Source organism: Streptomyces sp. NPDC018029 (assembly GCF_044327655.1).
Lineage (GTDB): Bacteria > Actinomycetota > Actinomycetes > Streptomycetales > Streptomycetaceae > Streptomyces.
On the sequence record NZ_JBIRFV010000015.1, the window covers coordinates 41,306 to 66,385 of the forward strand.

A 25,080-nucleotide genomic window follows, 5' to 3' on the forward strand; every position below is an offset into this window, starting at 1 on the left:
CCGTCGTGGGCAGGGGACCGAACGTCATCTGCCGGGAGAGGACGAGGAGTTGCGTCACCATGACGTGCTGGTACGAAGGCCCCTTGGCCGCATTCGACACGGAGACCACGGGCGTCGACGTCGAGACCGACCGGATCGTGTCGGCCGCCGTCGTCGTCCAGCAGGGCGCGGGAACCCGACCGCGCATCACCCGCTGGCTGGTGAATCCGGGCGTACCCGTGCCCGAGTCCGCCACCGCGGTGCACGGACTGACGGAGGAACACCTGCAGCGCACCGGCCGCTGGCCGGCGCCGGTGATGGAGGAGATCGCACGGGATCTGGCCGAGCAGGGCGCGGCGGGCCGGCCGATCGTGGTGATGAACGCGCCGTTCGATCTGACCATCCTGGACCGGGAGTTGCGCAGGCACCGAGCCTCGTCACTGAGCCGCTACATGGAGGGTTCGTCGCTGTGCGTGATCGACCCCCGGGTACTGGACAAGCAGCTCGACCGGTACCGCAAGGGCCGCCGCACGCTCACCGACCTGTGCGCGCACTACGAGGTGGAGCTGGCCGAGGCCCATGACGCGGCGGCGGACGCGCAGGCCGCGATGGATGTCGTACGCGCGGTGGGGCGCCGTTTCGCGGCGCGCCTTGAGCGGCTGTCGCCGGCCGAGCTGCACACGTTGCAGGCCGTCTGGCACGCGGCGCAGGCGCGCGGTCTGCAGGCGTGGTTCGCGAAGAGCGGCACACCGGAGGCCGTGGACCCGGCGTGGCCGCTGCGTCCCGAACTCAGGGCGGCCGCCTGACGCGCGCCACTACGGGCGGGAGACCGGCGGGCCCTTGGCGCCGGGCAAGAAAAAAACCGGTCCGTCTGCTGACGGACCGGCATTCTCCGGGTGGGCGATACTGGGTTCGAACCAGTGACCTCTTCGGTGTGAACGAAGCGCTCTCCCACTGAGCTAATCGCCCGGGAACGCACTGAACAATACAGGTCCGGGCGCCCTTCCTTCAAACCGCTGCCAGCCGGGCCGCGAGGCCGCGCCGCCCCGCACGCATCATCACGGCGTGGTTGAGCAGGAACAGCGGGCGTCCGGGGACGGCGAAGCGCCGCATCAGGGGGCTGCGCACGTCGACCTCCTGGTCGTAGCGGGCCCGCGTTCCCGCGGGTGTGGCCGTGAGGGTCCAGCGCGCCCAGCCGTCCAGGTCCCCGGTCATGCCGATCTCCAGGACTCCGGCCGCGGGGTCGCGGCGCCGCTCCTCCGCGGTGACGACGAGGTCGTACGGGAGGAAGGACCGGAAGCGGATGACGCCGCTGCGGTCGTCGATGGGTTTCACCTCGCGCACCTGCGGCCACCACAGCGGATAGTCCTCGGCACGCTGCAGCTCGGCGAAGGCGTCGGCGGGTGCGCCGGGGATGTCCCAGACGCTGCGGAATCGGTAGTGGCACCAGTCCATGGACCGAGTCTGCCTGGTCGAGGGCCCGATCTGAGTACGTCCCTGAGTATCCACACCCATGCCGCACGAGGTGGCGCGGACCACACTCCGAGGCATGACGAACATTCCGCCCCCTGCCGAGGAGCTCCGCCTCCTCGACTGGGAGCTGCGCCAACTTGAGGCGCGCAGGACGCTGTTGCTGCAGCGCAGAGCCGGGCTGCTCGGCGCCCTGCGCGCGGCGGGCCCGGCCTGGCCGCCCCCTCGCCCGGCAGGACCGCCCGCCCCCGGAGCCGCGCCGCCGAGCGCGCAGAACGTCCTGCTCACGCTGGGCGGGGTGCTCCTGACCGTCGCGGCGATCGCCTTCACGGTGGTGAGCTGGGGTCACTTGGGCATCGGCGGCCGCAGCGCGGTCCTCGGCGCGGTGACGCTGGCGGCGCTCGCCGCTCCCGCGCTCCTGCTGCGCCGTTCGCTGCGTTCGACGGCGGAGGCGGTGGCGGGCCTCGGGCTCGCGCTGACCGTCCTGGACGCGTACGCGCTGCGCCATCTGTCCCTCTCCGACACGGGTGCCCTCGGTTACGCGGCGGGGACCTCCGTGGTCCTCGCCACGCTGTGGGCGGGGTACGGGCTGCTGCTCGGCGGGTTGCGCTCGCCGCTGCCGACGGCGGTCGCGACGGCGCAACTGCCCCTGGTGCTGTGGGCGGGCGCCGTGCACGCCGGTGAGCACGCGATGACGGCCGCGCTGCTCGTGACGGCGGCCTTCGACACCGCGCTCGCGCTGTGGGCGGGCGTCCGTTCGGTACGGGTCGTCGCCGCGGCCGGTGCCTGCGTGCTGGGTCTGTGGGGTGCGGCAGGTGCCGGCTGGCTGTCCGTGCATGCCACGGACCCGGCGGAGGCGGCACGCGCGGGCGTGCTGCTGCTGTTCGCCGCCCTGATCGCGCTGGCAGCCGCGTGGTGGGCGAAGAGCCGGGAGGTGACGACCGGCGCGGCGGCCTTCGCCGGTCTGCTCGTGGTGGCCGCCTTCGGCGGCGTGCTGCGTACCGTGCTGCCCGCCGCGTGGACGGTGCCGGCCTATCTGGCCTGCGGCGTCGCGCTGTTGGGGACCGCACGCCCCGCGCTGCCCCGGCCCCTGCGGCGCGGAATCGTCGCGGCGTCGGGCGTGGTGCAGGGCTGCGCGGTGCTGTGGGCCTTGCCGGTCGCCGGGATCGCGCTGCTCGGGCCGTTCGGCTGGGCGACCCGGGTCTGGTCGGGCGCGCCCTCGGACGCCCGGGACGCCCTGCTGCTCGAACTGCCGCTCCCCCACCCGCTTCTGGCCCCGCTCGTGCTCGCGACCGTCGCCGCGGTGCTGGTCGCGGCGAGCGGCCCGCTGGGCGGGACGGCCCGGCGTGCGGCCCGGTACGGTGCGCCGGTGCTCGCCTGGGCGGCGGCGATCGCTCTGCCGGCCGCGCTTCGGCTTCCGTACGGGGTGGGGGTCTCGGCGCAGGTTGTGGTGACCGCCGCGCTGCTCGCCGCCGCGACCTGGGGCACGTCCGCAGAACCGCTCACGACTGCCACGTCGGTTACGTCCACTGCGTCGGCTACGTCCTCTGCGTCGGCTACGCCCACCGCTGCGGCCACCTCCGCCACCTTCACCGCTTCCGGCACGCCCACCACACCTGTCGCGGCACCTACCTCCGCCACCCCCACCGCACTCACCACACCCATCACCCCCGCCCTGATCGCCTCCGTCCTGGCGCTCGTGTCCTCGGTGAGCGTCGCGTTCCTCGCGTTGGCCACGAGTACGGCCACCCTCACCACGCTGGGCGTGCTCACGGCGCTCCATCTCGCCGTCTGCGTGCGCATGGCGCGGAGCGGGGCGTCCGCGCCGGGCACGGCCGTGCTCGCCGGGTGTGCCGTCCTCGCCCATGCCACCGCGCTGGTCTGCGCCGTAGGCGCCGCGTGGGGGCTGCGTCCGGAACACATCGGGCTGCTCACCCTCACGGTCCCGGCCCTTGCCGCACTCGCGGCGGCGCGTCTCGGCCGGCATCCCCTGACACCGCCCGTCGAGATCACGGCGGCCGGTTCCGGAGCCGTCGCCGTCCTGCTCGCCTCGGGGACCGCGCCCACGCTGGCGCTCGCCCTCGCGCTCGGCGGACTCATCGCGTCCGGCACCGCGCTGCGTCCCGACCGCAGGCCCGTCGGGTACGCGGCCGGGGCGCTGTTCGTACTGGCGAGCTGGGTCCGCCTCGCCTCGTGGGAGGTGTCGGCCCCGGAGGCGTACACCCTGCCGGTGACGATCCCCGCGCTGCTCCTCGGCCTGCTGCGGCGCCGCCGCGACCCCGAGACCTCTTCCTGGACGGCGTACGGCCCCGGCCTCGCGACGACGCTGCTGCCGAGCCTCGCCGCCGCCTGGGCCGATCCGTACTGGCAGCGTCCGCTGCTCCTCGGCACCACGGCGCTCGCCCTGACGCTGCTGGGCGCCCACCACCGGCTGCGCTCCCCGCTGGTCCTGGGCGGCACGGTCCTCGCCCTGGACACGCTGCACGAACTGGCCCCGTACATCGTGCAGGCCGTGGGGATCCTGCCCCGCTGGCTGCCGCCCGCGCTCGCGGGTCTGCTGCTGCTCGTCGTCGGCGCGACGTACGAACAACGGCTGCGGGACGCGCGGCGGTTGCGGAATGCGCTGGACCGAATGCGCTGATTCCGGTCGCCGCCACGACATGCGGAGTCAATGAGCCCATATGTCGACCCGTCAATTCTGTTGAAAAACACGGGAATACGAGAACGGCCCGGAGGCTCAAAAGCCTCCGGGCCGTAATCCGGGGTGGGCGATACTGGGTTCGAACCAGTGACCTCTTCGGTGTGAACGAAGCGCTCTCCCACTGAGCTAATCGCCCCGGGCGCACGGAGAACATTACCGCATGTCAGCGGGTGCTCCGGACCGCCCCGGAGTCACCCGGGGGTCACTCCTTGATCTCCCACGGCATGGTGATGCCGAACTTCCACACGTAGACACCGACGAGCACCGCGACGATCACGAGACCGATCGTCGTCAGGATGATGTTCCTGCGGCGGACCTTCGGGTCGAGTGCGCGCTGTGCGGCCTCGGTGACCTTGCGCTTCGTCCAGCGCAGCACCAGCTGGGCCCAGACGAACTCGGTGGCCCAGATCGCCATGCCGCCGAAGATCACCAGCCAGCCCGGCCCCGGCAGGGGCAGCATGATGATGCCCGCGACGACGACCGCGAGACCGACGATGAAGACGCCGACCTGCCAGCTCAGGTGCAGGGCCCTGCGGGCCTGGACGAACCCCGGCGCCCGCGAGCCGAGCGGCTGGTCGGACCTGTCTCCGGCGACGGGATCCGTGACCCCCGCCGGCTCGTTACTCCCCGTATTCATGCGGCCAAACCTTACCGGACGGAAACCCGTCACCGGAATGGGCGCACGAAGAGACGGGACAACCCGCCATACGAGGCACCTAAAGACACGCAAAGCCCTCAGAGGGGTTTACAACGGCACCGTAGGTGGCATGTCGATTTCGCCGACGTGCGAATCCCCGAGCGCACACTGAGCGAAAGGCCCTGGCGCTTATGAACACCACGGTCAGCTGCGAGCTGCACCTGCGCCTCGTTGTGTCGAGCGAGTCCTCACTGCCTGTACCCGCAGGACTGCGGTATGACACGGCCGATCCCTATGCCGTGCACGCCACCTTCCACACCGGAGCCGAGGAAACCGTCGAGTGGGTGTTCGCCCGCGACCTCCTCGCCGAGGGCCTGCACCGGCCCACCGGTACCGGCGACGTCCGAGTCTGGCCGTCCCGGAGCCACGGTCAGGGCGTCGTCTGCATCGCCCTGAGTTCCCCGGAGGGCGAGGCTCTGCTCGAGGCCCCGGCGCGGGCCCTGGAGTCCTTCCTGAAGCGAACGGACGCAGCCGTGCCACCCGGCACGGAACACCGCCACTTCGATCTCGACACGGAGCTCTCTCACATCCTGGCCGAGAGCTAGCGCCACAAGGGCGCGTCGAGAACCACCACGCCGTCCGACTCGGGGCGACGGCGCAAGCAGTCACGGCACGACGACACAAGGCGAACAGACGCAGACACCGGCGCCGTCGCCGCGGACCTCCCGCGGCGACGGCGCCGGTGCGTCCGGTGACGAAGCCGCTAGCATCGGCCAGCATCGGCGGGCATCGGCCCGACCCCCAGGCCAGGGAGCGAATCGTGCTGATCACCCACGACACCCGGTGTTCTCTCGACGCCGTGGTCGATCTGGTGAACACCGCACCGGAGACGAACGGCACAGACGGGCTCGCGAATCTGGCGGCGCTCGGTGAATTCGTACGAAGCCACGACGTCAGCGATGTCGGCACGCTCTCCGAAGGCGACCTCGCCGACGTCCACCGCATCCGCGCCCGCTTCGGGGAGGTCTTCGCCAACCCCGAACCGCAGGTTGCGTCCGTGATCCTCAACGAACTGATCGCGTCGGCGGGCACCACGCCCCGGCTCACCGACCACGACGGCTACGACTGGCACATCCACTACTTCGCGCCCGGCGCCTCCGTCGCGGACCACCTGGCGGCCGACTGCGGAATGGCACTGTCCTTCTTCCTCGTCGCCGGGGAGCAGGAACGCCTGCGGCGCTGCGAGGCCCCGGACTGCCGGCACGCCTTCGTCGACCTCTCCCGCAACCGCTCGCGCCGCTACTGCGACAGCCGCACCTGCGGCAACCGGCTGCACGTCGCCGCGTACCGCGCCCGCCGCAAGGAGGCCGCGGGCTAGAGCAGCAGCAGGTCGTGCAGCGAGGCCACCAGGATCAGGGTGCTGATCACCGCCAGAAAGATCATCAAGGGTGGCTGCGAGAGGGCGAAGAGACAGCCCTGCCGCTCCTCGTCGCCGGTGGGCCGCTCCGCTTCGCCGTCGGTGGCGCGCCGCTCGGTGGCGGCAGGTCGTCGCTCATGGGCCGGTGCCGCTCGTCTGCCGTCGTCCGGCTGTCCGCCGTCGTCCGGCGGGGCGGCATCGCCCTCTGTGGTGGTGTCCAGCATCTCGCGGTGATGATGACGCAGCGGCCGGGTCGTCGCCTACCAACACGCCCAGTCGCGGCGGCAGTCAGCCGGATCCCGTGAACAGGCGAAAGTCCAGTGCCCAGCGCGTTCCGTCCATGGCTCACGGGCGCCTCCCCTAGCGAGACTCGGCGGCACCGTCCGCACTCGAACGAGGGAGCCGCTCATGTCCATGGAACGCCGACGGCTGTTGACGACCGCGCTCGGCACGGCGGCACTCGGCACAGCGGGAGTCACGGCGGCGCCGCTCGGCGCCGCGTCGGCCACCACCGGCCACATCGGCCGCACCGTCCCCTGGCACCGCGTCCCGCACCGCGGCATCCGCCCCGACGACCCGGAAGGCCGCGCCCCGCTGCCGAACCCGCGTCGCGGCTTCCGCTACGAGATGTCGTACAACGCCCGCGACCTGACGAGCCCCTGGCCGAACGAGCAGGACCACTCCCCCGACGCCGCGAAGACCCTCGACCTCCTGGAACGCGAGTACGGGCCCGGCGCGAACCTCACCCAGCTCTACTTCTACCTCTGGGACTTCGCGACCTCGACGATCCCGCGGAGCGCGCTCGACAACATCGAGAGCGTCTTCCAGGGGCTGCGCGCCAAGGGGTACGCGGCGGTCCTGCGCTTCGTGTACGACGACGGGGTGCGGGAGAACCGGCGCTACACCGTGCGGGACGTCCAGCGGCACATCGGGCAGCTGGCACCGCTGGTCGCGCGCAACAGCGACGTCGTCGCGGTCTGGCAGGCGGGTTTCCTCGGCACCTGGGGCGAGTGGCACGGCAGCCATTACCGGCACGAGACGTACCCCGACGCCGTCACCGCCATCATGACGACGCTCGTCGAGGCGCTGCCGCCGGGACTGCACACCCAGGTCCGGTACGCGGAGAAGCGCGACATGATCACCAACAGGGCGATCCTCGACCGCGTCGGCTTCCACAACGACTACGTGACGCTGGGCGAGGGCCTCTGGGACTACTACGTGCCCGACAACCCCGGCTGGCCCACCTACCTCGACGTCTCGCGGACGCGGATGCTGGACGGCGAGATGCCGTGGGACAAGGGGCAGAGCTCCGATCCCTACGCATGGAGCACCGTCATCCCGGGGCTCGCCGCGGCGCAGCGGCTGCAGACGCTCCGCTTCGACACCCTCTCGCTCGTGCACAACGCCACGGTCACCATCCCGGGGTGGAAGGCGGCGCGGCTCACCGGGAAGCAGGTCATGGAGGCTCGGCTTCCGATGTCGGACGGCTACTTCGAGGACCGCAGGGGGCGTGCCGTTGACCGCAGCCAGTTCGAGTACCTCCGCGACCACCTGGGCTACCGGCTGGAGGTGCGGGAGGCGCGCTACGACCTCGGGGCGGCCCGGCGGCGCGGGCGGCTCCCCGTGGAGGTCGACGTCGTCAACCGCGGCTTCGCGCCGCCCAAAGAGCCGCGTCCCGCCCGGCTGGTCCTGCTGGACGCGGCGGGGCGGACGGTGGCCTCGGCCGATACGGGTGCGGACTGGCGCGACTGGCGGCCGCAGGGGCGTGCGGAGACCGACGACGACCACGCGGCTCCGGCGCCCTCCACCGTGCGCGCGGAGCTCCCCATGCCCGCGGGCGCGCGCGGCCCGCACCGCATCGGACTCGCCCTGCCCGACCCGGCCTTCCCCGCGCGCGGACGGGCCGTGCGGTGCGCGAACGCCTCCGTCGACTGGGTCGACGGCGTCAACGTGCTGGCGGAGGTCCGGCTGGGCCGCTGACGCCGCACGCTCCCGGCTGCCGTCAGATGCCGTGCTTCTTCAGGATCGCCTCGATGTCGCTGAAGTCCTCCGCGGGTGCGGCCTGCTGCGGCTTGGCCGCGGGCCGGCCCGCGGCGGGACGGGCGCTCGCACCGAGCGAGGGCGCCGACGCGGCGGGCGCCACCGCCTCCCGCCGCGCGGCCTTCGCCGCCTTGCGCTCCTTGCGGGTGCCGCCCGTGCGGCGCTCCACCGCGCGCGTGCCCAGGAACATGAGCCAGGCCACGCCGAGCACGCCGAAGCCGATCCAGGCCTTGAGGCTGAACGCCGTGTCGGCGGCCCAGCCGACGACGCCCGTCATCACCAGGCCGATGGGAACCAGTGAGTACGCGGCGAGCCGGGCCGCGGAGAGGAAACGCTTGCGGTAGGCCGTGACCGCGGCGATGCCGAGCCCGGCCGCGGATACGGCGGAACAGACGGTCTCGGCAATCATCCGGTCCTCCAGGCATGCAGGCGTACGTCGGAAAAGACGCTGTCGTCCCTTCCATCCTGCACCGGACGGGCGCCGCGTAGCCATGTCCCGGTCGGACCTCAGGGACATATCCGGGTCATCTCGGGGTCCGGCCTCCTCCGCAGGTGCCGGTCGGCGCCGCCCCTCCCGGTTGGGTGGCACGTTCCCGGGCTGGAAGACTGTGCGTATGAGCGACTCCCCTCCCGACCACCCGGCCCGTCCCGTCGTCGTCGACGTCTGGTGCGAGCTGCAGTGCCCCGACTGCCGTACCGCCCTCGACGACGTGCGCGCCCTGCGCGCCCGCTACGGCGACCGCGTCGAGCTGCGCCTGAGGCACTTCCCCCTCGAGAAGCACAAGCACTCCTTCGCCGCCGCCCAGGCCGCCGAGGAGGCCTTCGAGCAGGGCAAGGGGTGGCCGTACGTCGAGGCGGTGCTCGCCGGGGTCGAGAACCTCGACCGCGAGGGCGAGAAGTACCTGGTGGACACCGCCCGCGAACTCGGCCTCGACGCCGAGGAGTTCGACACCGCGCTGATCGACGGACGGCACATCCTGATCGTCGACGCCGACCAGGCCGAGGGTAAGGCGATCGGCGTCACCGGCACGCCGACGTACGTCATCGGCGGCGAGCGCCTGGACGGCGGCAAGAGCCAGGAAGGCCTGCGCGAGCGCGTCGAGGCGGTCGCCGACCGTCTCCTCGCGGCGGACGACGCCTAGATCAGCGGCTTGTAGAGGTAGTACGAGACCGGCTCGTAGCCCATCGACTCGTACAGGCGCAGGGCCGGGGTGTTGCCGGCGAAGACATTGAGGCCGATGTGGTCACGGCCGGCCGCACGGCCCTGCGTCTCCGCGACGAGCATGAGGGAACGGCCGTGGCCTCGCCCGCGGTGCGCCTCGGCCACCTCGACCTTGTAGACGAAGATGTCCTCGCCCTCCAGGGCGACCCACAGTGTGCCCACCCGCACACCGTGGTGGGTCAGGACGCTCACCCAGGAGTCGGGCGTCGCGAGGCCCTGCGGGAGCAGGCGCGCGTGGTCGGCGCGCGCCTTGGCACGCGCCTCCGCCTCGGACACACCGCGCTCCGTCCAGTCCTGGACGTAACCGTCCTCCTCGTGCGCCAGCCACGGTTCGTACTCGTCCTCGGCCATCGGCCGCCACTCGACGCCGTCGGGCAGGGCGAGCGCGTCGGCGGGCAGCGGCTTGCGCAGCACGCGGTTCCGCTCGACGTACCCGAGAGCCGTGCCGAGCCGCAGGGCCGCCGTGGCGTCGGCGGGGACGGTGGCCTCGATGCGCGTGCAGCCCCAGCCGCGCGCCACCTCCTCGGCGGCCAGCGCCGCCACGGTGCCTCGCCCGCGGCCGCGGTCCGGCTCCGCGATGCGCAGGTCGCCGACCCGGCAGACGCGGGGGCCGAAGACCTCGTGCGTGGCGAGGGCTATCGAGCCCACGGGACGGCTGTTCACACAGACGTCGTACGTGCGCGCCTTGCCGCCGTCGGCGCTCTGCTGAAGCGGCCCGGTCGGCCGCAGGGTCGTGGTCATCCCTCAGGTTCTACCCGCCGCGGGCCCGCACCGTCACCGGGGATTCCCGGGACTTACGGATCCAGGTCGTCCGCGGCCCGCTCGTCGAAGACCCGCATCGCCTTGGTGGTCACCGGGCCCGGCGCCACGGGGAGTTGCCGTGCGTCGACGCGGTGCACGGCCTGCACGTCGCGCAGCGTCGACGTCAGGAAGACCTCGTCGGCGCGGTCTAGGACGTCCAGGGGCAGGTCGGTCTCGTGCGCGCCCGTCCACTCGACGGCCAGCTCGCGCGTGATGCCCGCGAGGCACCCGGAGGCGACCGGCGGGGTGTGGATCTCGCCGTCGAGGACGACGAAGACGTTGGATCCGGTGCCCTCGCAGAGCTGTCCGACGGTGTTCGCGAACAGTGCCTCCGAAGCGCCCTGCTCGCGCGCGCGGGCCAGGGCCACGACGTTCTCCGCGTACGAGGTGGTCTTCAGGCCGGTCAGCGCGCCGCGTTCGTTACGGGTCCACGGCACCGTGACCACCGCGGTGGTGTCGGGCCGCCGCGCGGCCTCGCCGAGGGCCACGACGAGGGTGGTGCCCTGGTCGCCGCGGTCCGAGCCGAGCGGCGAGAGGCCCCCGGTGTAGGTGATCCGCAGCCGGCCGAGCGGGAGGGGGTTGGCGTCCAGGACGGTGGCGCAGGCGCGGCGCACCTCGTCGAGGTCCGGCTCGGGCAGCCCGAGGCCGCGCGCCGACCTCGCGAGCCGGGCGAGGTGCCTGGTCAGGGCGAAGGGGCGGCCCTCGACCGACTTCACCGTCTCGAAGATGCCGTCGCCGACCGTAAGACCGTGGTCGAGGACGGAGACGCGGGCGTCGTCGAGGTCCTGCAGCCCGCCGTTGAGCCAGATCTTCACGTTGTGGTCCCTCCGCTCGCTTCGTACGCCCCCGACGCTACCGCCAGCAGCCTCGCGGCCTTCAGCTCGGTCTCCCGCCACTCCCCCTCGGGGTCCGAACCCCAGGTGATGCCCGCCCCGGTGCCGAAGCGCAGGACGCCCTCGGCCCGGTCGATCCAGAAGGTGCGGATGCCGACGGCGAGCTCGCCGGTGCCGCGGTCGGCGTCGACCCAGCCGATGCCGCCGCAGTACGGGCCGCGGGGCGCCGTCTCCAGCTCGTCGATGATCCGCAGGGCGCTGGACTTCGGGGCGCCGGTGACGGAGCCGGGCGGGAACGCGGCGCCGAACAGCTCCGGCCAGCCCGCGCCGGGGCGCAGCTCGCCGCCGACGGTGGAGACGAGGTGGACGAGTCCGGGGTGCTTCTCGACGACGCAGAGGTCGGGGACGGTGACCGAGCCGGTCGCGCAGACGCGTCCGAGGTCGTTGCGGACGAGGTCCACGATCATGACGTTCTCGGCGTAGTCCTTCTCTAGGAGGTCCGCCTCGGTCCGGCCGGTGCCCTTGATGGGGCCCGACTCCACGAAGCGTCCCCGGCGGCGCAGGAAGAGCTCGGGGGAGGCGGTGGCCACTTCCACGCCGTGTTCGGGCAGGCGGATCGTTCCGGCGTACGGGGCGGGGTTCCCGCGCGCGAGGAGAGAGGTGAGGGCGTCCACGTCGGCGTCGGCGGGGACGGGCGCGGACAGGACGCGGCAGAGATTGGCCTGGTAGACCTCGCCGGCGGCTATGTACGCGCGTACGCGGCGCACGCCGTCCGTGTACGCGGCGCGGTCCAGGGACGACGTCCAGTCGCCGGCGGCAGGGCCGTGCCACTTCCCCGGCACTGGGGCGGGCACGGCTTCCGTGCGTACGTCGTCGAAGCGGGCGCAGACCATGCCCCCCTCGAAGTCCGCGGACACCGCCCAGAAGCCGGTGGAGTCCAGGGCCGCGGGGTCGCTGGTCACATCGCGCAGACCGGTGGCCACGAGACCGCCGAAGCGGGCCATGGGAGGAAGCGTGGAGGAGGACGTCAGAGGGGGGTTGTGCACGGCTGTGAGTCTATGACCGGCGCGCCGGGCGTGCCTCGGACCAGGGACAGCGCAGCACGCTGCGCAAACGCGTTTTTGTACTGGCCCAGGAATCCGCTAGAGTTCAACACGTCGCCGGGACGCGCAAGCGGACCGGGAAAGACAAGCGGACGTAGCTCAGTTGGTAGAGCGCAACCTTGCCAAGGTTGAGGTCGCCAGTTCGAACCTGGTCGTCCGCTCGCAGGAAAGTGGGGGATCTTCCCGAACCCCCGCACTCCTGGTGGAGTGGCCGAGAGGCGAGGCAACGGCCTGCAAAGCCGTCTACACGGGTTCAAATCCCGTCTCCACCTCCAAGGACGATTAGCTCAGCGGGAGAGCGCTTCCCTGACACGGAAGAGGTCACTGGTTCAATCCCAGTATCGTCCACTTGGATCTTCTGATCCTGGTCCTCGGACCGAACCCCGCGCGATTAGCTCAGCGGGAGAGCGCTTCCCTGACACGGAAGAGGTCACTGGTTCAATCCCAGTATCGCGCACGCAGTACGCAACAAACGCAGGTTGACCTGCGCGATTAGCTCAGCGGGAGAGCGCTTCCCTGACACGGAAGAGGTCACTGGTTCAATCCCAGTATCGCGCACCACACAGAAGCCCCCGGTCGTCTCCACGACCGGGGGCTTCGTCGTTCAGATCAAGCTGTTCAGATCAAGCTGTCGTGCGTTCAGGACGAGAAGAGCATGTGCCCGAAGCTCTTGTGACGCTTGTGGCCGTAGTGGTCGCCGTGGCCGTGGTGGCCGCCGTGAGCGACGTGCGGGGCGCCCCAGGCCGGAGCCGGGGCCGCGGGGTAGGCCTGGGGGGCGGCGGGCGGCGCGGGCGGCGGAGGAACCTGCTGGCCGCCCCACTGCGCCTCCAGACGGGTCAGCGACTCGAGCTCGCCGTAGTCGAGGAATATCCCGCGGCAGTTGTTGCACTGCTCGATCTGGACGCCATTGCGGTTGTACGTGTGCATCGGTGCGTGGCACTTGGGGCACTGCATGTGGACGGCTCAACTCCTCGCCGGTGGTGACTGCTTAGCCGGAAGACTGCCCGGCTTCGGTGTGTTGCACCCTACTTCGTCGTGTCCGGGGCCAACTCGGTCGGGCGAGCGGCCACTCCGGTCATCCGGTCGCAGGCGTCGACCAGGGCCTGTTCCACCTCGTCCAGGGGGCGTCCGGCGGTGACCGACTTGGCGATCGCCAGGGCGGCGGTCTGCACGGTCAGGGCGCGGGCCGGGACGTCCAGGGCGGGCCAGGGGTCGGAGCCGTCCCCGGGGACCGCAGGGCCCCCGGCCCTCCGATAGGCGTCGAGGAACCGCGCCCACTCCTCCGGAGCGAGCAGGCCGCACGCGTACCAGGCGGCGGGCCGCGCCAGGTCCCAGGCGGGGTCGCCGCCACCGAGGTCGTCCACGTCGATGAGCAGCCACTGCCCTTCTGCCGTGCGCACGAGCTGCCCGAGGTGGAAGTCCCCGTGACACAAGTACCCAACCCCGGGTGCGGGGGCTTCGGCGCGGGCCCAGGGCGGCAACCCCGCCCACGCCCGCATGACGGGGGGCGCCGCGGGGTGCGGGCCCGTGGCGCGGAGCCGCTCGACGGCCCGTGCCGCCTTGGCGGGGCCGCGCATCGGCGGGAGCGGGCGCGGCAGCGCGGCCGCGGGCGTGGCGTGCAGGCGGGCGAGGAGGGTGGCGGCGGCCTCCCAGGGGGCGGCGTCGGGGTCCTCGCGGTCGACCGGGGTGCCGTGGGGCCAGAACGTCACGAGACGCCCGTGGAGCCCGTCCGCGACGGCTCGCAGAGGCGCCAACAGCACCCCGGGCAGCCGTGCGGCCACCCCGAGGCGTACCGCCAGCTCTCCCGCCTCCGTATCGGGAGCGTGGGCCTTCGCAACGAGGTCACCGTGCCGGACGACGGTGGCATCGGCCCGATCGGCGAGCACCCCGTCTCCGCAGACGCAGGGCTCACCGGAACGGGCGTGGACGGCGGTCCGGGCTTTGGCGGTCAGAGCGGTGAGAATCGCGGTGGTCACATGCTTCCGTACGTCGAAGTGCTGTCGCCGAAGCGTACGACCAGCCACGCGCCTTGACGGCACGGTGTGAGCGGGCGGGGTCGGGGGCAACACCCAGGCGGCCGGGGCCGGAGACCACGCCCACGCGGCAGGCGAGGGTCTGCGCGGGTCCGTTCCCCCGGGGACAGCGCGGTGAAGAACTACACATGCGCCTCGACGGGCGCCGCCCAGGCAGCGGGACCCGGAGAAGGGGGAGCCCCTAGCGGGGCCCCAGGGGGCCTATGCAGTCGGGGCAAGACCGCTACGCACACGGGCTCGAGGGCCACCCACGCAACCGAAGCCGGGGCCTGGGGCACCGCCGTGCATCCCAGGCCGGGGCTACCGCGCAGCCAGCCGAAGCCGTGGCACCCGCGCAGCCCCGGGCCGGACAGGCCTGCCACGCAGTCCGCGCACCTGGTCCCCGGAGCCGGAGGCCGGGTTCCGATCATCCCAGTCCATGCGGGCGACCCGCCCGGCCGTGTGCCGGTGGCGCACATTCCCTGCGCCACCGCCTGCATGGCGAGCACCTGCGTGGCGGGTGGGCGGGAGAGGCGGCCGGTGACGGGGGGGTGGGTATGGCAATGCCCGCGCAGCTCCCCAGCTGCGCGGGCATTCTGCCGTCCGCCGCACCCCCGTCCCCACGGGGTTTCAAGGCCGGATGTCCCCGCCCGGACCGCTCTTCCGGGCCCGGGGCGCCGCTCAGCGCCCCAGCATCACGCCTACGGACGACGCTTGTGTGACCACTGCCTCCCAGCCGCCGAAGACGACCACGAGCAGGGCTGCCAGGGGGAGGACCATGGCCGTCGCCACCAGGGGGTGGCGCGTGCCGGACGGGCGGACGCCGAACGCGGAGAACCTGCGCCCTTGCGTGCGGATCATGGTCCGCGGTGCCGTGTCCGCCATGATTCCTCTCCTGACCGCTTCGATGTGGATGTGCAGCGGCGAGTGTCTGACCTCGGGGGACGAGTGCTACACCCGCCGCTTGACCTCAAATTTAGGCGCGCGGGGCGTCCCGGGCGTCATGCCCTCGTACCGATTGCCGGGCCTCCCGGAGGATGAGCGGTCGAGGGGCGCGTACTCCCGTGGGTGGAGAAAGGGTCCTACGACAGGTCCTAGGACTCAGGGTCTTCCCGGAGGGGACGCGCCGTGACCTCGGAGGCGTCCTCCCTGGGGACGGGCTGTTCCACCAGGGCCAGGACCCGGGTCGCCATGAAACGTGCCGTACGCACCACGGACCCGCTACGGGTGACTTCGCTCACTTCGACCACTCCCCTGCGGACCGCCGTCTCCACCCGCCGACCGGCCCTGCTCGCCACCACTTCGTACGTCCGAGTCGTGTCACCGGCGTCCACGACTATCTCCACACGATCACCCTTCACGGGATCAATCCCCCTTCAGTGATGGTTGGTTGGGGCACAGGTCGGCGGCAACGGCCGCCCGCCCCCCGTCCCCTGACCACTCTTCAAGTTTCCCACCCGGCACTGACAATCGATCGCCCCGCGAGGGCGCGGCCTCTGCACGTGCCCGGCCGCGGAAACGTAAGCTGTGGCTCGTCAGACGGACCGGGTAGCGGGGATGGACATGGCGATGATGCGGCTCCGGCGCGAGGACCCGCGTGTCGTCGGCTCGTTCAGGCTGCACAGGCGCCTGGGCGCCGGCGGCATGGGGGTCGTCTATCTGGGGTCGGACCGGAGGGGGCAGCGCGTCGCCCTGAAGGTGATCCGGCCCGACCTGGCGGAGGATCAGGAATTCAGGTCGCGGTTCGCGCGGGAGGTCTCGGCCGCCCGGCGGATCAGGGGCGGGTGCACGGCCCGGCTCGTCGCCGCCGACCTCGACGCGGACCGGCCGTGGTTCGCCACGCAGTACGTTCCCGGGCCCTCGCTGCACGACAAGGTCGCCGCCGAGGGGCCGCTCTCCGCGGCCGATGTGGCGGTGGTCGGTTCCGCGCTGGCCGAAGGGCTCGTGGCTGTGCATGAGGCCGGTGTCGTGCATCGGGATCTCAAGCCGTCCAATATTTTGTTGTCCCCCAAGGGGCCGCGGATCATCGACTTCGGGATCGCGTGGGCCACCGGCGCCTCGACGCTCACCCATGTCGGTACCGCCGTGGGCTCCCCCGGCTTCCTCGCTCCCGAGCAGGTGCGCGGCGCGGCCGTCACCCCCGCCACCGACGTCTTCGCGCTCGGCGCCACGCTCGCGTACGCGGGCATGGCGGACTCGCCGTTCGGCCACGGCAGTTCCGAGGTCATGCTCTACCGCGTGGTGCACGAGGAGGCGCAGCTGCACGGCGTGCCCGACGCGCTCGCGCCGCTCATCAGGGCCTGCCTCGCCAAGGACCCGGAGGAGCGGCCCAGCACGCTCCAACTGTCGCTGCGGCTGAAGGAGATCGCCGCCCGCGAGGCCCAGGGCATCGGCGAGGCGCGGCCGCCCGCGCCCCGCCAGGACCACGACCGGCCGACGGGCAGGCTCGCGGAGAGTTATCTGGACGAGCGCACCCAGCGGCGGCCCGCCCCGGGCTCCACTCCCCCGCCGCGGTCGGGGCCGGCCCGGACCGGCTCGTCCCGCCCCGCCGCGCCGCGGTCCGGCTCCCGGCCCGCCGGGCCCCGCAACACCACCCGCTCCGGCGGCCGGCCCGCCCCGCGCAGCGGCACGGGGCGCCAGGGACCGCGCACCACGGGGACGGGCCGTCGCATGCCCGCCAATCCGCGGCTGCTGCGGCAGCGGCTCACCGTGTTCGTCGTCGTGACGCTGCTGGTCGCACTCGGCATCGCGGCGGCCCAGGGGTGCCAGGGGCCCGCCCGGAGCCTCGGCGACACCGGCGTACGCCAGCAGCAGTCACAGACGCAGGAGCAGACGCAGACGCAGACGCAGTCGCAGGAGCAGGCGCACCATCCGCAGGGCGGCGTCCGCGGCTGAGGGCGCCCGGCCTCTCAGAGCTCCGGGCGGCCCGTCGCCACCGCGTAGAACGCGACCGCCGCCGCCGCGCCCACGTTGAGCGAGTCCACGCCGTGGGCCATCGGGATGCGGACCCATTCGTCGGCGGCGACCAGCGCCTGGGTGGAGAGTCCCTCGCCCTCCGCGCCGAGCATCAGCGCGACGCGGTCCATGCGGTGCGGGGCGGCCTCGTCGAGGGACTTGGCCTTCTCGTCCGGGGTGAGGGCCAGCAGGTTGAAGCCCGCCTCGCGCACGCCTTCCAGGCCCTTGGGCCAGGATTCCAGACGGGCGTACGGGACCGAGAAGACGGCGCCCATCGAGACCTTGACGGAGCGTCGGTAGAGCGGGTCCGCGCAGTCCGGGGAGAGCAGGACGGCGTCCATGCCCAGCGCCGCCGCGGACCGGAAGATCGCGCCGATGTTCGTGTGATCGTTGACCGCTTCCATGACGACCACGCGGCGGGTGGTCGCGAGGATCTCGTCGGCGGTGGGCAGCGGCTTGCGCTGCATGGAGGCGAGGGCGCCGCGGTGCACGTGGTAGCCGGTGACCCGCTCGGCGAGGTCGGGGCTGACCGCGTACACCGGCGCGGGGAGTTCGTCGATGACGTCGCGCATGACGTCGACCCACTTGGCCGAGAGCAGCATCGAGCGCATCTCGTAGCCGGCGTCCTTGGCCCGTCTGATGACCTTCTCGCCCTCCGCGATGAACAGGCCCTCGGCCGGTTCGCGCTTGCGGCGCAGTTCGACGTCGGTCAGGCCTGTGTAGTCGCGCAGGCGCGGGTCGTCGGGGTCGTCGACGGTGATGAGATCAGCCACAGGGTGATACTGCCTTGTCCTGGGTGTGGTGCCAACGGCTCCGGACGGGTCCCGTTACCGCTGGTTACGTGCGGGTGGGCGGGTCGCGTTACGCGAGGGGCGCGGGGCCGACCTTCACGACCTCGCCGATGACGATGACCGCGGGGGGCTTCACCTCGTGGGTGCGGACCGCCTCGGCGACGGTGCCGAGCGTCGCGTCGACGCGGCGCTGGGCGGCGGTCGTGCCCTCCTGGATCAGGGCGAGCGGGGTGTCGGCGGCCTTGCCGTGGGCGATCAGGGCCTCCGCGATCTTCCCGATCTTGTCGACGCCCATGAGGATCACCAGGGTGCCGCGGAGCTTGGCGAGGGACTGCCAGTCGACCAGGGAGCGCTCGTCGTCCGGGGCGACATGGCCGCTGACCACCGTGAACTCGTGGGCGACGCCGCGGTGGGTGACGGGGATGCCGGCGGCCGAGGGGACGGAGATCGAGCTGGAGATGCCGGGGACGACGGTGCAGGTGATGCCCGCTTCGGCGAGCGCCTGGAGCTCCTCCATGCCGCGGCCGTAGACGTAGGGGTCGCCGCCCTTGAGGCGGACGACGGCCTTGCCCTGCTTGGCGTGCTCGATCAGGGCGTTGTTGATCGCCTCCTGGGCCATGAAGCGGCCGTACGGGATCTTCGCGGCGTCGATGACCTCGACGTGCGGCGGCAGCTCGTCGAGGAGGTCGCGGGGGCCGAGGCGGTCGGCGATGACGACGTCCGCGGCGGCGAGCAGGCGCCGGCCGCGCACGGTGATCAGGTCGGGGTCGCCGGGGCCGCCGCCGACCAGGGCCACGCCGGGCGTCCTGGTGCGCAGGTGCGGGGCGACGAGGCTGCCGTCGCGCAGGCCCTCGACGACGGCGTCGCGGATGGCGGCGGTGCGGCGCGGGTCGCGGTCGTGGACGTCGCTGGAGAGGACCGCGACGGTGACGCCCTCGGAGCGGCCGGTGGCCGGGGTCCAGGCCGTGGCCGCCTCGGCGTCGTCGGAGCGCACGCACCAGACGCGGTGCCGCTCGGCCTCGGCGGAGGCGCGGGTGTTCGCCTCGTCGTCGCTGGTGGCGATGAGGGCGTACCAGGCGTCCTGGAGGTCGCCGTCCTCGTACCGGCGCCTGGTCCAGGTGATCTCGCCCGCGTCCGCCATGGCCTCCACGGACGGGGTCGCCGAGGGGGAGACGAGGAGGACGTCGGCGCCTGCCTTGATCAGCGCCGGGAGGCGGCGCTGGGCCACCTGGCCGCCGCCGAGGACGACGACGCGGCGTCCCGCGAGGCGGAGACCTACGGGGTAGGCGGGGTTTTCGGCCATGGCTCTGGGGCTCCTCGTGCGGGCGGAGTCTTCGTGGTGCGCTACCGCTGCTGCGCTGGAGCGGCTGCTTGACGTGCGGGTTCAGTATGGCTGGGGCGGGGCCGGAGGTCTCCCCCAGCCCCGCCCCGGTACCGAAAACGGGGGCTTCGCCCCTCGGCGTCTCCTTCTCGGCGGTTACTTCGCGGCGGTCGGTTACTTCTCGGTGACGCCCGCCGAGTCGAACGTGGCCACCTCGTGCATCGCGCGGGCCGCGCTCTGGACGACCGGCAGCGCCAGGAGCGCGCCCGTGCCCTCGCCGAGGCGGAGGTCCAGGTCGACCAAGGGGCGCAGGCCCAGCTTGTTCAGGGCCGCCACATGGCCGGGCTCCGCGCTGCGGTGGCCCGCGATGCAGGCCGCGAGGACCTCGGGGGCGATGGCGCGGGCGACCAGGGCCGCGGCGCCCGCGCTCACGCCGTCCAGGATGACCGGCGTACGCAGGGAGGCGCCGCCGAGCAGCAGGCCCACCATGGCCGCGTGCTCCAGGCCGCCGATCGCCGCGAGGACGCCGATCGGGTCCGCCGGGTCGGGCTGGTGGAGGTCCAGGGCACGGCGGACGACCTCGACCTTGCGGCTGTGCATCTCGTCGTTGATGCCCGTGCCGCGGCCGGTGACCTCGGCGGGGTCGACCTCGGTGTAGACGGAGATCAGGGCCGCGGACGCGGTCGTGTTCGCGATGCCCATCTCGCCGGTGAGGAGCGCCTTGTTGCCCGCGGCCACCAGGTCGCGGGCCGTCTCGATGCCGACCTCGATGGCCGCCTTGACCTCTTCGCGGGTCAGGGCGGGCCCGGTCGTCATGTCGGCCGTGCCCGGGCGGACCTTGCGGGGCAGCAGGCCGGGGGTGGCGGGCAGTTCGCTCGCCACGCCCACGTCGATGACGCAGACCTCGGCGCCCACCTGGTTGGCGAAGGCGTTGCAGACCGCGCCGCCGCCGAGGAAGTTGGCGACCATCTGCGCGGTCACCTCCTGGGGCCAGGCGGTGACGCCCTGGGCGTGCACGCCGTGGTCGCCCGCGAAGATCGCGACGGCCGCGGGCTCCGGGATCGGCGGCGGGCACATCCGGGACAGGCCCGAGAGCTGGGCGGAGATGATCTCCAGCATGCCGAGCGCGCCCGGCGGCTTGGTCATCCGCTTCTGGCGTTCCCACGCCTCGCCGAGCGCCTTGGCGTCCAGCGGGCGGATGTTGGCCACGGTCTCGGCGAGCAGGTCGTGCGGGTCCTCGCCGGGCAGCGCGCGTCGGCCGTACGTCTCCTCGTGGACGACCCAGGACAGCGGGCGGCGCTTGGACCAGCCCGCCTGCATCAGCTCGGGCTCGTCCGGGAACTCGTCGACGTATCCGACACAGAGGTACGCGACGACCTCGAGGTGCTCCGGCAGGCCCAGCGCGCGGACCATCTCGCGCTCGTCGAAGAAGCTGACCCAGCCGACACCGAGGCCTTCGGCGCGCGCGGCGAGCCAGAGGTTCTCGACGGCGAGCGCCGAGGAGTACGGGGCCATCTGCGGCTGGGTGTGCCGGCCGAGGGTGTGGCGGCCGCCGCGGGTGGGGTCGGCGGTGACGACGATGTTCACCGGGGTGTCGAGGATGGCCTCGATCTTCAGTTCCTTGAACTGCTTCGCGCGGCCCTTGGGGAGGGACTTGGCGTACGCGTCGCGCTGGCGCATGGCCAGTTCGTGCATGCTGCGCCGGGTCTCCGCGGACTTGATGACGACGAAGTCCCAGGGCTGGGAGTGGCCCACGGAGGGCGCCGTGTGGGCCGCCTCAAGGACGCGCAGCAGCACCTCGTGCGGGATCGGGTCCGAGCGGAAGCCGTTGCGGATGTCGCGGCGCTCGCGCATGACGCGCAGGACGGCCTCGCGCTCGGCGTCGGCGTAGCCGGGAGCGGCGGTGCCGGGCGACATCACGGGCTCGGCCGGGTCGGCGCCCGGCTCCGCCGCGATCAGGGGCTCCGGGGCCTCCGCCGTCGCCATGGCGGGATCCGCGACGGCGGGTGCTTCGGCCGCTTCGGGGGCTTCCTGCGCGGCGACGGGCGCGAGTGCCTCGGGGGCCTCGGCCGTCTCGGGCGCGGGGGCGGGTGCTTCAGGCGCTTCGGCCATCTCGGGTGCTTCGGCCACTTCGGTCACTTCGTTCGCTTCGATCGGTTCGAACGAGATGACTTCGTCGGCCTCGTCCAACTCGTCGGCCGGGTCGGCCGTCTCGGGGGCGGCCGGGAACTCGGTCGGAGCCGCCGCAGAGGAGACAATACGGGGCACAGTGGGGACGGTCGGGACCTGGGGGGTGTGCACAGGCTCGGCCGACGCCTCGTCGGCCGGGGTCTCGGCGCTCTGCTGAACGACCGCTTCCGGCGCGCCGGTCGGCTCGGCGGCGGGTGCGGGTGCGGGTGCCGCCGTGGGCTGGGCACCGTCGCGGGGGCCGGGCACCGTGATGACGGGCTGCTGCGCCGCCTCGGGTCTCGCTTCGGCGGCTGCCGGTTCCTCGGGGGCTGCCGGCTCAGCGGGGCCTGTCGCCTCTTCGTGCGCTGCCTGTTCCACGGCGGCCGAGGGCTCGGCGGTCACGGCCTCGGGTGCCGCGGCTTCCGTGAACTCCGGGGACGGTACGGGGGCGGGGGCGCCGTCGGCCGCATCCGCGGGGAACTCCGGGGCGGGCGCCTGCGGAGCGGCGTCCTCCTGGACGGGGCGGGTCTCGGCGGCCTGGTCCTCCTGGGGGACGACCAGGGAGTGCGGCGGTGTCGGAGCCAGGTGCGGCGTGGTCGGAACCGTGCCTTCCACCGGCACGAACTGGCCGATGGGGGCGGGCTCCTGGGCACCGCCGAAGTCGCCAGGGCCGGACAGCGGGGCGTTCGTGGGCGCCGCGGACTCCTGCGGCACCGCGGACTCCTGCGGCGCCTGGGACGTCTGAGGCTGCGGCTCAGGGCTGTGCGGTTCCGGTGCGGCGTGCCGTGTCTCGGGAGCGAAGCCGGCCTGAGCCGCCTCCTCGGCGTGCGGGGCCTGCGCGCTCTCCCACGGCTGGGCGGAGGCGACGGCGAACGCGGGCTGACCGACGGCGGCGGGCACGCCCTGCGCGAACGCGGGCTGCTCCTCCACCGGGTGCTGCTGCCCGTCCAGCGGGAACTGCTGCTCCTCCACCGGGAACTGCTGCTGCGCCACGGGGAACTGCTGTTCCTCCGCAGGGGCCTGGCCGAGCTCGGCGGCGTGCTGCGCCATGGGGGCGGCCTCGCCCGGAGCGCCGTCGTCGGCACCCGCGGCCTGCGGGAACGCGGAGGGCTGGGGGGCCACGGACGGTTCGGCTGCCGCAGGGGCCTCAGCTGCTACAGGGGCTTCAGCTGCCTCGGGGGCCTCCGGGGCCGGAACATCCGCCTCCGGGGACTCCGGTGCCGGTGTTACTGCTGTGGCAGCCGTAGCGGCCGTGGCGGCTGCGGCCTCTGGGACGACCGTTTCTGCTGGTGCGGAATACGCGCCCACACCCTCCGGCGCCCACGGCGCGGCCCCTTGCGGCTGGATCTCGCCCAGCTGCGGACCTGGCAGCCCGGCGTCGTCACGCGGAACGTCGAGGTACTCGGGGCCGGCGGTCGGCGGTCCCGCCTGGCGCACCGGCACGGAGTGCTGCTGCGCGGCCGGCGCGCCCGCGGGGCCCCGGTCGGCGAGCGACCGCACCGGGCTGCCCGAGCCGTCCGGCACGACCGGGCCCGACGGGCCGTGGTGCAGCGGGCGGCGGGCGGGGCCCTGGTGGGACGCGGCGGGCATGGAGCCGGGCATCCGGACGCCGGTCAGGTCGACAGAACCGCTGTCCCGGCCCGCGGTCTCGTGCGGCCCGGGCTGATGGACGGCGTGGGCGGCGTGGAAGGCCCCGGTCTGCCCCGGAGCCGCCGCCTGGCCCTCGCTCCACGCGCCCTGGGCGCCCGGCAGCAGCAGGTCGTCGTCCTCGGCGGGCTGCTCGGAGAAGTCGGAGGGGGCGGCGGGCTCGGCGGGGTCAGCCGCGGCGGCCGCGTCGACGCAGGGGCGCGTGCCCTGAGCGGAAACGCCCGGCTGCTGTGCTTCCATGCCCTGCACGGGCCCGGAAGGCACACCGTTGCCTGCGCCCTCCGGCAGTCCCTCACCCGGGACCTGGCCGGTGTCGGTCATGCGTAACCCCTCGCCCATCGGTTAGTGCTTCTTCGACCGCCCCCAGGCCTTCGGCCGGGGCGGCCCCATCGCCCGGAGCGGCGCACCGACCGCCCGTCATCCTCAACGAGCGTGTGCGCCCCGCGGCACGAACCGCGCGCCGGACAACAGGCATTGTCCCTGTCGGTCCGCCGCCGTGGCAGCTTGATCGGCCACGGCCCGCTGTGGACTGCGCCACGTTGCGCGTCCTCCGGTCATGCCGTACCACACACCCCCCAAAAACGGGCGGGGTTTCCGGGCATCGACCAATGAACGGCTGGGCGCCCGGGTGCAGTACAACAATCGGCCAGCCTACCCCGCGCTCTGTGTCGGCAGGGTCACGGGGAGCGGTCGGGCAGCCGCCCCGAGAGCAGGAACGCGACCGTCCGCTTCTCTTCGCGCCAGGCCCGTGTGTCGAGCTCCACGGACTGCAGGAGAGCGCACTCGACGGTGTACCCGTGCTCGCTCAGGTCCCTGCCGATGAGTTCGGCGGCGTCGCGTGTCGCGGCGTGCGTCACGATGCGCTCCGGCCGGCGGTCGGCGACCGCGGAGACCACCGCGGCTCCCCCGCCCCCGACGCGTACGACATCGGGTTCGGGCAGGTCTTCGAGGATGTGCGGGGCGATGCCGTGCACGGTCTGCGCCTGCACGCCGAAGCGGCGGACGGCCGCCGTGGTGCGGCCCAGGGCGTCGGGGTCGCGGTCGACGGCGATCACGGCGGCGCCGAAGCGGGCCGCCTCCGCGGTGAAGGCGCCGCTGCCGCAGCCGATGTCCCAGACGAGGTCCCCCGGGCGCGGCCCGAGGCGGGCGAGCTGGGCCGCCCGCAGCCGGTCGTTCTCCCCCTCGCCGAGCCAGATGTCGCCGCCGTACTCCGCGGCGGGCAGCGCCCAGCCGCGGGTGCCGCGGGTCGGTTCGCGCCCCATGATCCAGCCGGTGTCGGCGGCCGCTGCGGTGCCGCCGATGACGATGACGACGTTGGGGTCGCGCCAGGTGTGGTCGGCGGCGTTGTCGGAGGTGACGACGGAGACCTGCTCGCGCTCGGTGCCGAGCTCCTCGCAGATCACGAAGGTGCGGTGGACGCCCTGGAGCAGCAGGCCGAGCTCCGCGGGGCCCGCGCCGGGCGAGGTGAGGACGGCGACCTTGGGGTGGGCGCGGCAGACGTTGACGGCGCGGCGCAGGGTGCGGCGGTGGGCGACCACGACCTCGGCGTCGTCCCACGGCATGCCCGCGCGGGCGAAGGCCTGGGCGACGGAGGAGACGGCGGGCACCACTTCGACTTCGAGGCCGAATTCCGGGGCGCGCAGGGTGCGTACGACGCCGAAGAAGCCGGGGTCGCCGTCGGCGAGGACGACGGCGGTGCCGCGGTGGGCGGCGATGCGGCGGGCGGCGAGGGCGACGCTGCCGAGGCGGATCTTCTCGGCGCGGGCGGGGAGCTCGTCGAGCGCCAGGTGGTGGGCGGCGCCCGCCACGAGCGTCGCCGCGCCGAGCGCGGAGCGCGCCGCCGCGGTCAGCGGCGTGCCGTCCCAGCCGATCACCGTGACCCGGTCGGCCATCTTGGTCTGTCTCCTGGGTTCTCGCGGGTCGTCAGTGCGGGGTGGCGGCTGCGGTGGGGACAGCCGGGCACGCGGCCATGGGCGAGCCTA

The 25,080-nt window shown here is 73.2% G+C and carries 22 protein-coding genes and 7 tRNA genes; 12 read left to right on the forward strand and 17 right to left on the reverse strand.

The window, feature by feature from the left end; translation table 11 throughout:
• Positions 1–59: 59 nt before the first annotated feature.
• Entirely contained in the window at positions 60–785 is a 726-nt protein-coding gene (locus ACH4D5_RS34965) for a 3'-5' exonuclease (RefSeq protein ID WP_398310915.1), read from the forward strand.
• Between the two features lie 91 nt (positions 786–876).
• Here ACH4D5_RS34965 and ACH4D5_RS34970 read toward each other — a convergent pair.
• A tRNA-Val gene (locus tag ACH4D5_RS34970) sits at positions 877–948 on the reverse strand.
• Positions 949–987: 39 nt separating this feature from the next.
• Entirely contained in the window at positions 988–1,434 is a 447-nt protein-coding gene (locus ACH4D5_RS34975) for an SRPBCC family protein (RefSeq protein WP_398310918.1), read from the reverse strand.
• A 94-nt stretch (positions 1,435–1,528) separates the two neighbouring features.
• On the opposite strand from ACH4D5_RS34975, the gene ACH4D5_RS34980 reads away from it, so the two are divergent.
• Positions 1,529–4,090 (forward strand): SCO7613 C-terminal domain-containing membrane protein, encoded by a 2,562-nt coding sequence (locus tag ACH4D5_RS34980; RefSeq protein WP_398310921.1) that lies wholly within the window; start codon positions 1,529–1,531, stop codon positions 4,088–4,090.
• A gap of 124 nt (positions 4,091–4,214) precedes the next feature.
• On the opposite strand, the gene ACH4D5_RS34985 is transcribed toward ACH4D5_RS34980, so the two are convergent.
• Positions 4,215–4,286: transfer RNA gene (locus ACH4D5_RS34985), tRNA-Val, on the reverse strand.
• Positions 4,287–4,352: 66 nt separating this feature from the next.
• On the reverse strand, positions 4,353–4,787 hold the full coding sequence (locus ACH4D5_RS34990) for a TIGR02611 family protein (RefSeq protein WP_398310924.1): 435 nt from the start codon (positions 4,785–4,787) through the stop codon (positions 4,353–4,355).
• Between the two features lie 191 nt (positions 4,788–4,978).
• Here ACH4D5_RS34990 and ACH4D5_RS34995 point away from each other — a divergent pair, with 191 nt between their 5' ends.
• Both ACH4D5_RS34995 and ACH4D5_RS35000 read left to right on the forward strand, forming a co-directional pair.
• A complete protein-coding gene (locus ACH4D5_RS34995; protein WP_003959770.1) occupies positions 4,979–5,392 on the forward strand; it encodes an SsgA family sporulation/cell division regulator in 414 nt (137 codons plus the stop codon).
• 215 nt (positions 5,393–5,607) lie between these two features.
• A complete protein-coding gene (locus tag ACH4D5_RS35000; protein WP_398310927.1) occupies positions 5,608–6,165 on the forward strand; it encodes a CGNR zinc finger domain-containing protein in 558 nt (185 codons plus the stop codon).
• On the opposite strand, the gene ACH4D5_RS35005 is transcribed toward ACH4D5_RS35000, so the two are convergent.
• Entirely contained in the window at positions 6,162–6,428 is a 267-nt protein-coding gene (locus tag ACH4D5_RS35005; RefSeq protein WP_398311298.1) for a hypothetical protein, read from the reverse strand. The genes ACH4D5_RS35000 and ACH4D5_RS35005 overlap by 4 nt on opposite strands.
• A gap of 184 nt (positions 6,429–6,612) precedes the next feature.
• Here ACH4D5_RS35005 and ACH4D5_RS35010 point away from each other — a divergent pair, with 184 nt between their 5' ends.
• Positions 6,613–8,184 carry a DUF4874 domain-containing protein gene (locus ACH4D5_RS35010; RefSeq protein ID WP_398310930.1) on the forward strand — a complete coding sequence of 524 codons (1,572 nt, stop codon included), beginning with the start codon at positions 6,613–6,615 and terminating at the stop codon, positions 8,182–8,184.
• A 22-nt stretch (positions 8,185–8,206) separates the two neighbouring features.
• Here the strand turns inward: ACH4D5_RS35010 and ACH4D5_RS35015 are convergent, their stop codons facing one another.
• Positions 8,207–8,653: a hypothetical protein gene (locus ACH4D5_RS35015; RefSeq protein WP_398310933.1), complete on the reverse strand. Its 447-nt coding sequence runs from the start codon at positions 8,651–8,653 to the stop codon at positions 8,207–8,209.
• Between the two features lie 205 nt (positions 8,654–8,858).
• On the opposite strand from ACH4D5_RS35015, the gene ACH4D5_RS35020 reads away from it, so the two are divergent.
• Complete coding sequence (locus tag ACH4D5_RS35020; protein ID WP_398310936.1) at positions 8,859–9,386, forward strand: DsbA family protein; 528 nt, start codon at positions 8,859–8,861, stop codon at positions 9,384–9,386.
• On the opposite strand, the gene ACH4D5_RS35025 is transcribed toward ACH4D5_RS35020, so the two are convergent.
• The 3 genes from ACH4D5_RS35025 to ACH4D5_RS35035 are packed head-to-tail and all read right to left on the reverse strand — an operon-like array spanning position 9,383 to position 12,104.
• Positions 9,383–10,207 (reverse strand): GNAT family N-acetyltransferase, encoded by an 825-nt coding sequence (locus ACH4D5_RS35025; protein ID WP_398310939.1) that lies wholly within the window; start codon positions 10,205–10,207, stop codon positions 9,383–9,385. The genes ACH4D5_RS35020 and ACH4D5_RS35025 overlap by 4 nt on opposite strands.
• Before the next feature lie 53 nt (positions 10,208–10,260).
• Positions 10,261–11,082: an aminotransferase class IV gene (locus ACH4D5_RS35030; RefSeq protein WP_398310942.1), complete on the reverse strand. Its 822-nt coding sequence runs from the start codon at positions 11,080–11,082 to the stop codon at positions 10,261–10,263.
• Positions 11,079–12,104, reverse strand: a complete 1,026-nt coding sequence (locus ACH4D5_RS35035; RefSeq protein ID WP_398311272.1) for a chorismate-binding protein — start codon at positions 12,102–12,104, stop codon at positions 11,079–11,081. The genes ACH4D5_RS35030 and ACH4D5_RS35035 overlap by 4 nt, the downstream gene beginning before the upstream one ends.
• Positions 12,105–12,291: 187 nt before the next feature.
• Here ACH4D5_RS35035 and ACH4D5_RS35040 point away from each other — a divergent pair.
• From ACH4D5_RS35040 to ACH4D5_RS35060, 5 genes are all read left to right on the forward strand, one after another.
• Positions 12,292–12,364, forward strand: a tRNA-Gly gene (locus ACH4D5_RS35040).
• Between the two features lie 40 nt (positions 12,365–12,404).
• Positions 12,405–12,478 (forward strand) — tRNA-Cys (locus tag ACH4D5_RS35045).
• Between the two features lies 1 nt (position 12,479).
• Positions 12,480–12,551: transfer RNA gene (locus tag ACH4D5_RS35050), tRNA-Val, on the forward strand.
• A 37-nt stretch (positions 12,552–12,588) separates the two neighbouring features.
• A tRNA-Val gene (locus tag ACH4D5_RS35055) sits at positions 12,589–12,660 on the forward strand.
• A gap of 29 nt (positions 12,661–12,689) precedes the next feature.
• Positions 12,690–12,764, forward strand: a tRNA-Val gene (locus ACH4D5_RS35060).
• A gap of 78 nt (positions 12,765–12,842) precedes the next feature.
• Here ACH4D5_RS35060 and ACH4D5_RS35065 read toward each other — a convergent pair.
• The 4 genes from ACH4D5_RS35065 to ACH4D5_RS35080 form a co-directional block, all read right to left on the reverse strand.
• The gene (locus ACH4D5_RS35065) at positions 12,843–13,157 is read right to left on the reverse strand and encodes a zf-TFIIB domain-containing protein (protein ID WP_398310945.1); all 315 of its coding nucleotides are present in this window, start codon (positions 13,155–13,157) and stop codon (positions 12,843–12,845) included.
• A gap of 71 nt (positions 13,158–13,228) precedes the next feature.
• Positions 13,229–14,179 carry a phosphotransferase family protein gene (locus tag ACH4D5_RS35070; protein ID WP_398310948.1) on the reverse strand — a complete coding sequence of 317 codons (951 nt, stop codon included), beginning with the start codon at positions 14,177–14,179 and terminating at the stop codon, positions 13,229–13,231.
• Positions 14,180–14,896: 717 nt separating this feature from the next.
• Complete coding sequence (locus ACH4D5_RS35075; RefSeq protein ID WP_055569527.1) at positions 14,897–15,100, reverse strand: hypothetical protein; 204 nt, start codon at positions 15,098–15,100, stop codon at positions 14,897–14,899.
• A gap of 209 nt (positions 15,101–15,309) precedes the next feature.
• The gene (locus ACH4D5_RS35080) at positions 15,310–15,576 is read right to left on the reverse strand and encodes a hypothetical protein (RefSeq protein WP_398310951.1); all 267 of its coding nucleotides are present in this window, start codon (positions 15,574–15,576) and stop codon (positions 15,310–15,312) included.
• Positions 15,577–15,772: 196 nt separating this feature from the next.
• Here ACH4D5_RS35080 and ACH4D5_RS35085 point away from each other — a divergent pair, with 196 nt between their 5' ends.
• The gene (locus tag ACH4D5_RS35085; protein WP_398311275.1) at positions 15,773–17,110 is read left to right on the forward strand and encodes a protein kinase; all 1,338 of its coding nucleotides are present in this window, start codon (positions 15,773–15,775) and stop codon (positions 17,108–17,110) included.
• A gap of 14 nt (positions 17,111–17,124) precedes the next feature.
• Here ACH4D5_RS35085 and ACH4D5_RS35090 read toward each other — a convergent pair whose 3' ends face one another.
• The 4 genes from ACH4D5_RS35090 to cbiE all read right to left on the reverse strand — a co-directional run bounded on the left by ACH4D5_RS35090 (position 17,125) and on the right by cbiE (position 24,990).
• The gene (locus ACH4D5_RS35090) at positions 17,125–17,943 is read right to left on the reverse strand and encodes a TrmH family RNA methyltransferase (protein WP_398310954.1); all 819 of its coding nucleotides are present in this window, start codon (positions 17,941–17,943) and stop codon (positions 17,125–17,127) included.
• An 88-nt stretch (positions 17,944–18,031) separates the two neighbouring features.
• The gene (cobA, locus tag ACH4D5_RS35095) at positions 18,032–19,264 is read right to left on the reverse strand and encodes a uroporphyrinogen-III C-methyltransferase (RefSeq protein WP_398310957.1); all 1,233 of its coding nucleotides are present in this window, start codon (positions 19,262–19,264) and stop codon (positions 18,032–18,034) included.
• 192 nt (positions 19,265–19,456) lie between these two features.
• Positions 19,457–23,419 carry a nicotinate-nucleotide--dimethylbenzimidazole phosphoribosyltransferase gene (gene cobT, locus ACH4D5_RS35100; RefSeq protein WP_398310960.1) on the reverse strand — a complete coding sequence of 1,321 codons (3,963 nt, stop codon included), beginning with the start codon at positions 23,417–23,419 and terminating at the stop codon, positions 19,457–19,459.
• A 356-nt stretch (positions 23,420–23,775) separates the two neighbouring features.
• The gene (cbiE, locus tag ACH4D5_RS35105; RefSeq protein WP_398310963.1) at positions 23,776–24,990 is read right to left on the reverse strand and encodes a precorrin-6y C5,15-methyltransferase (decarboxylating) subunit CbiE; all 1,215 of its coding nucleotides are present in this window, start codon (positions 24,988–24,990) and stop codon (positions 23,776–23,778) included.
• Positions 24,991–25,080: the final 90 nt, after the last annotated feature.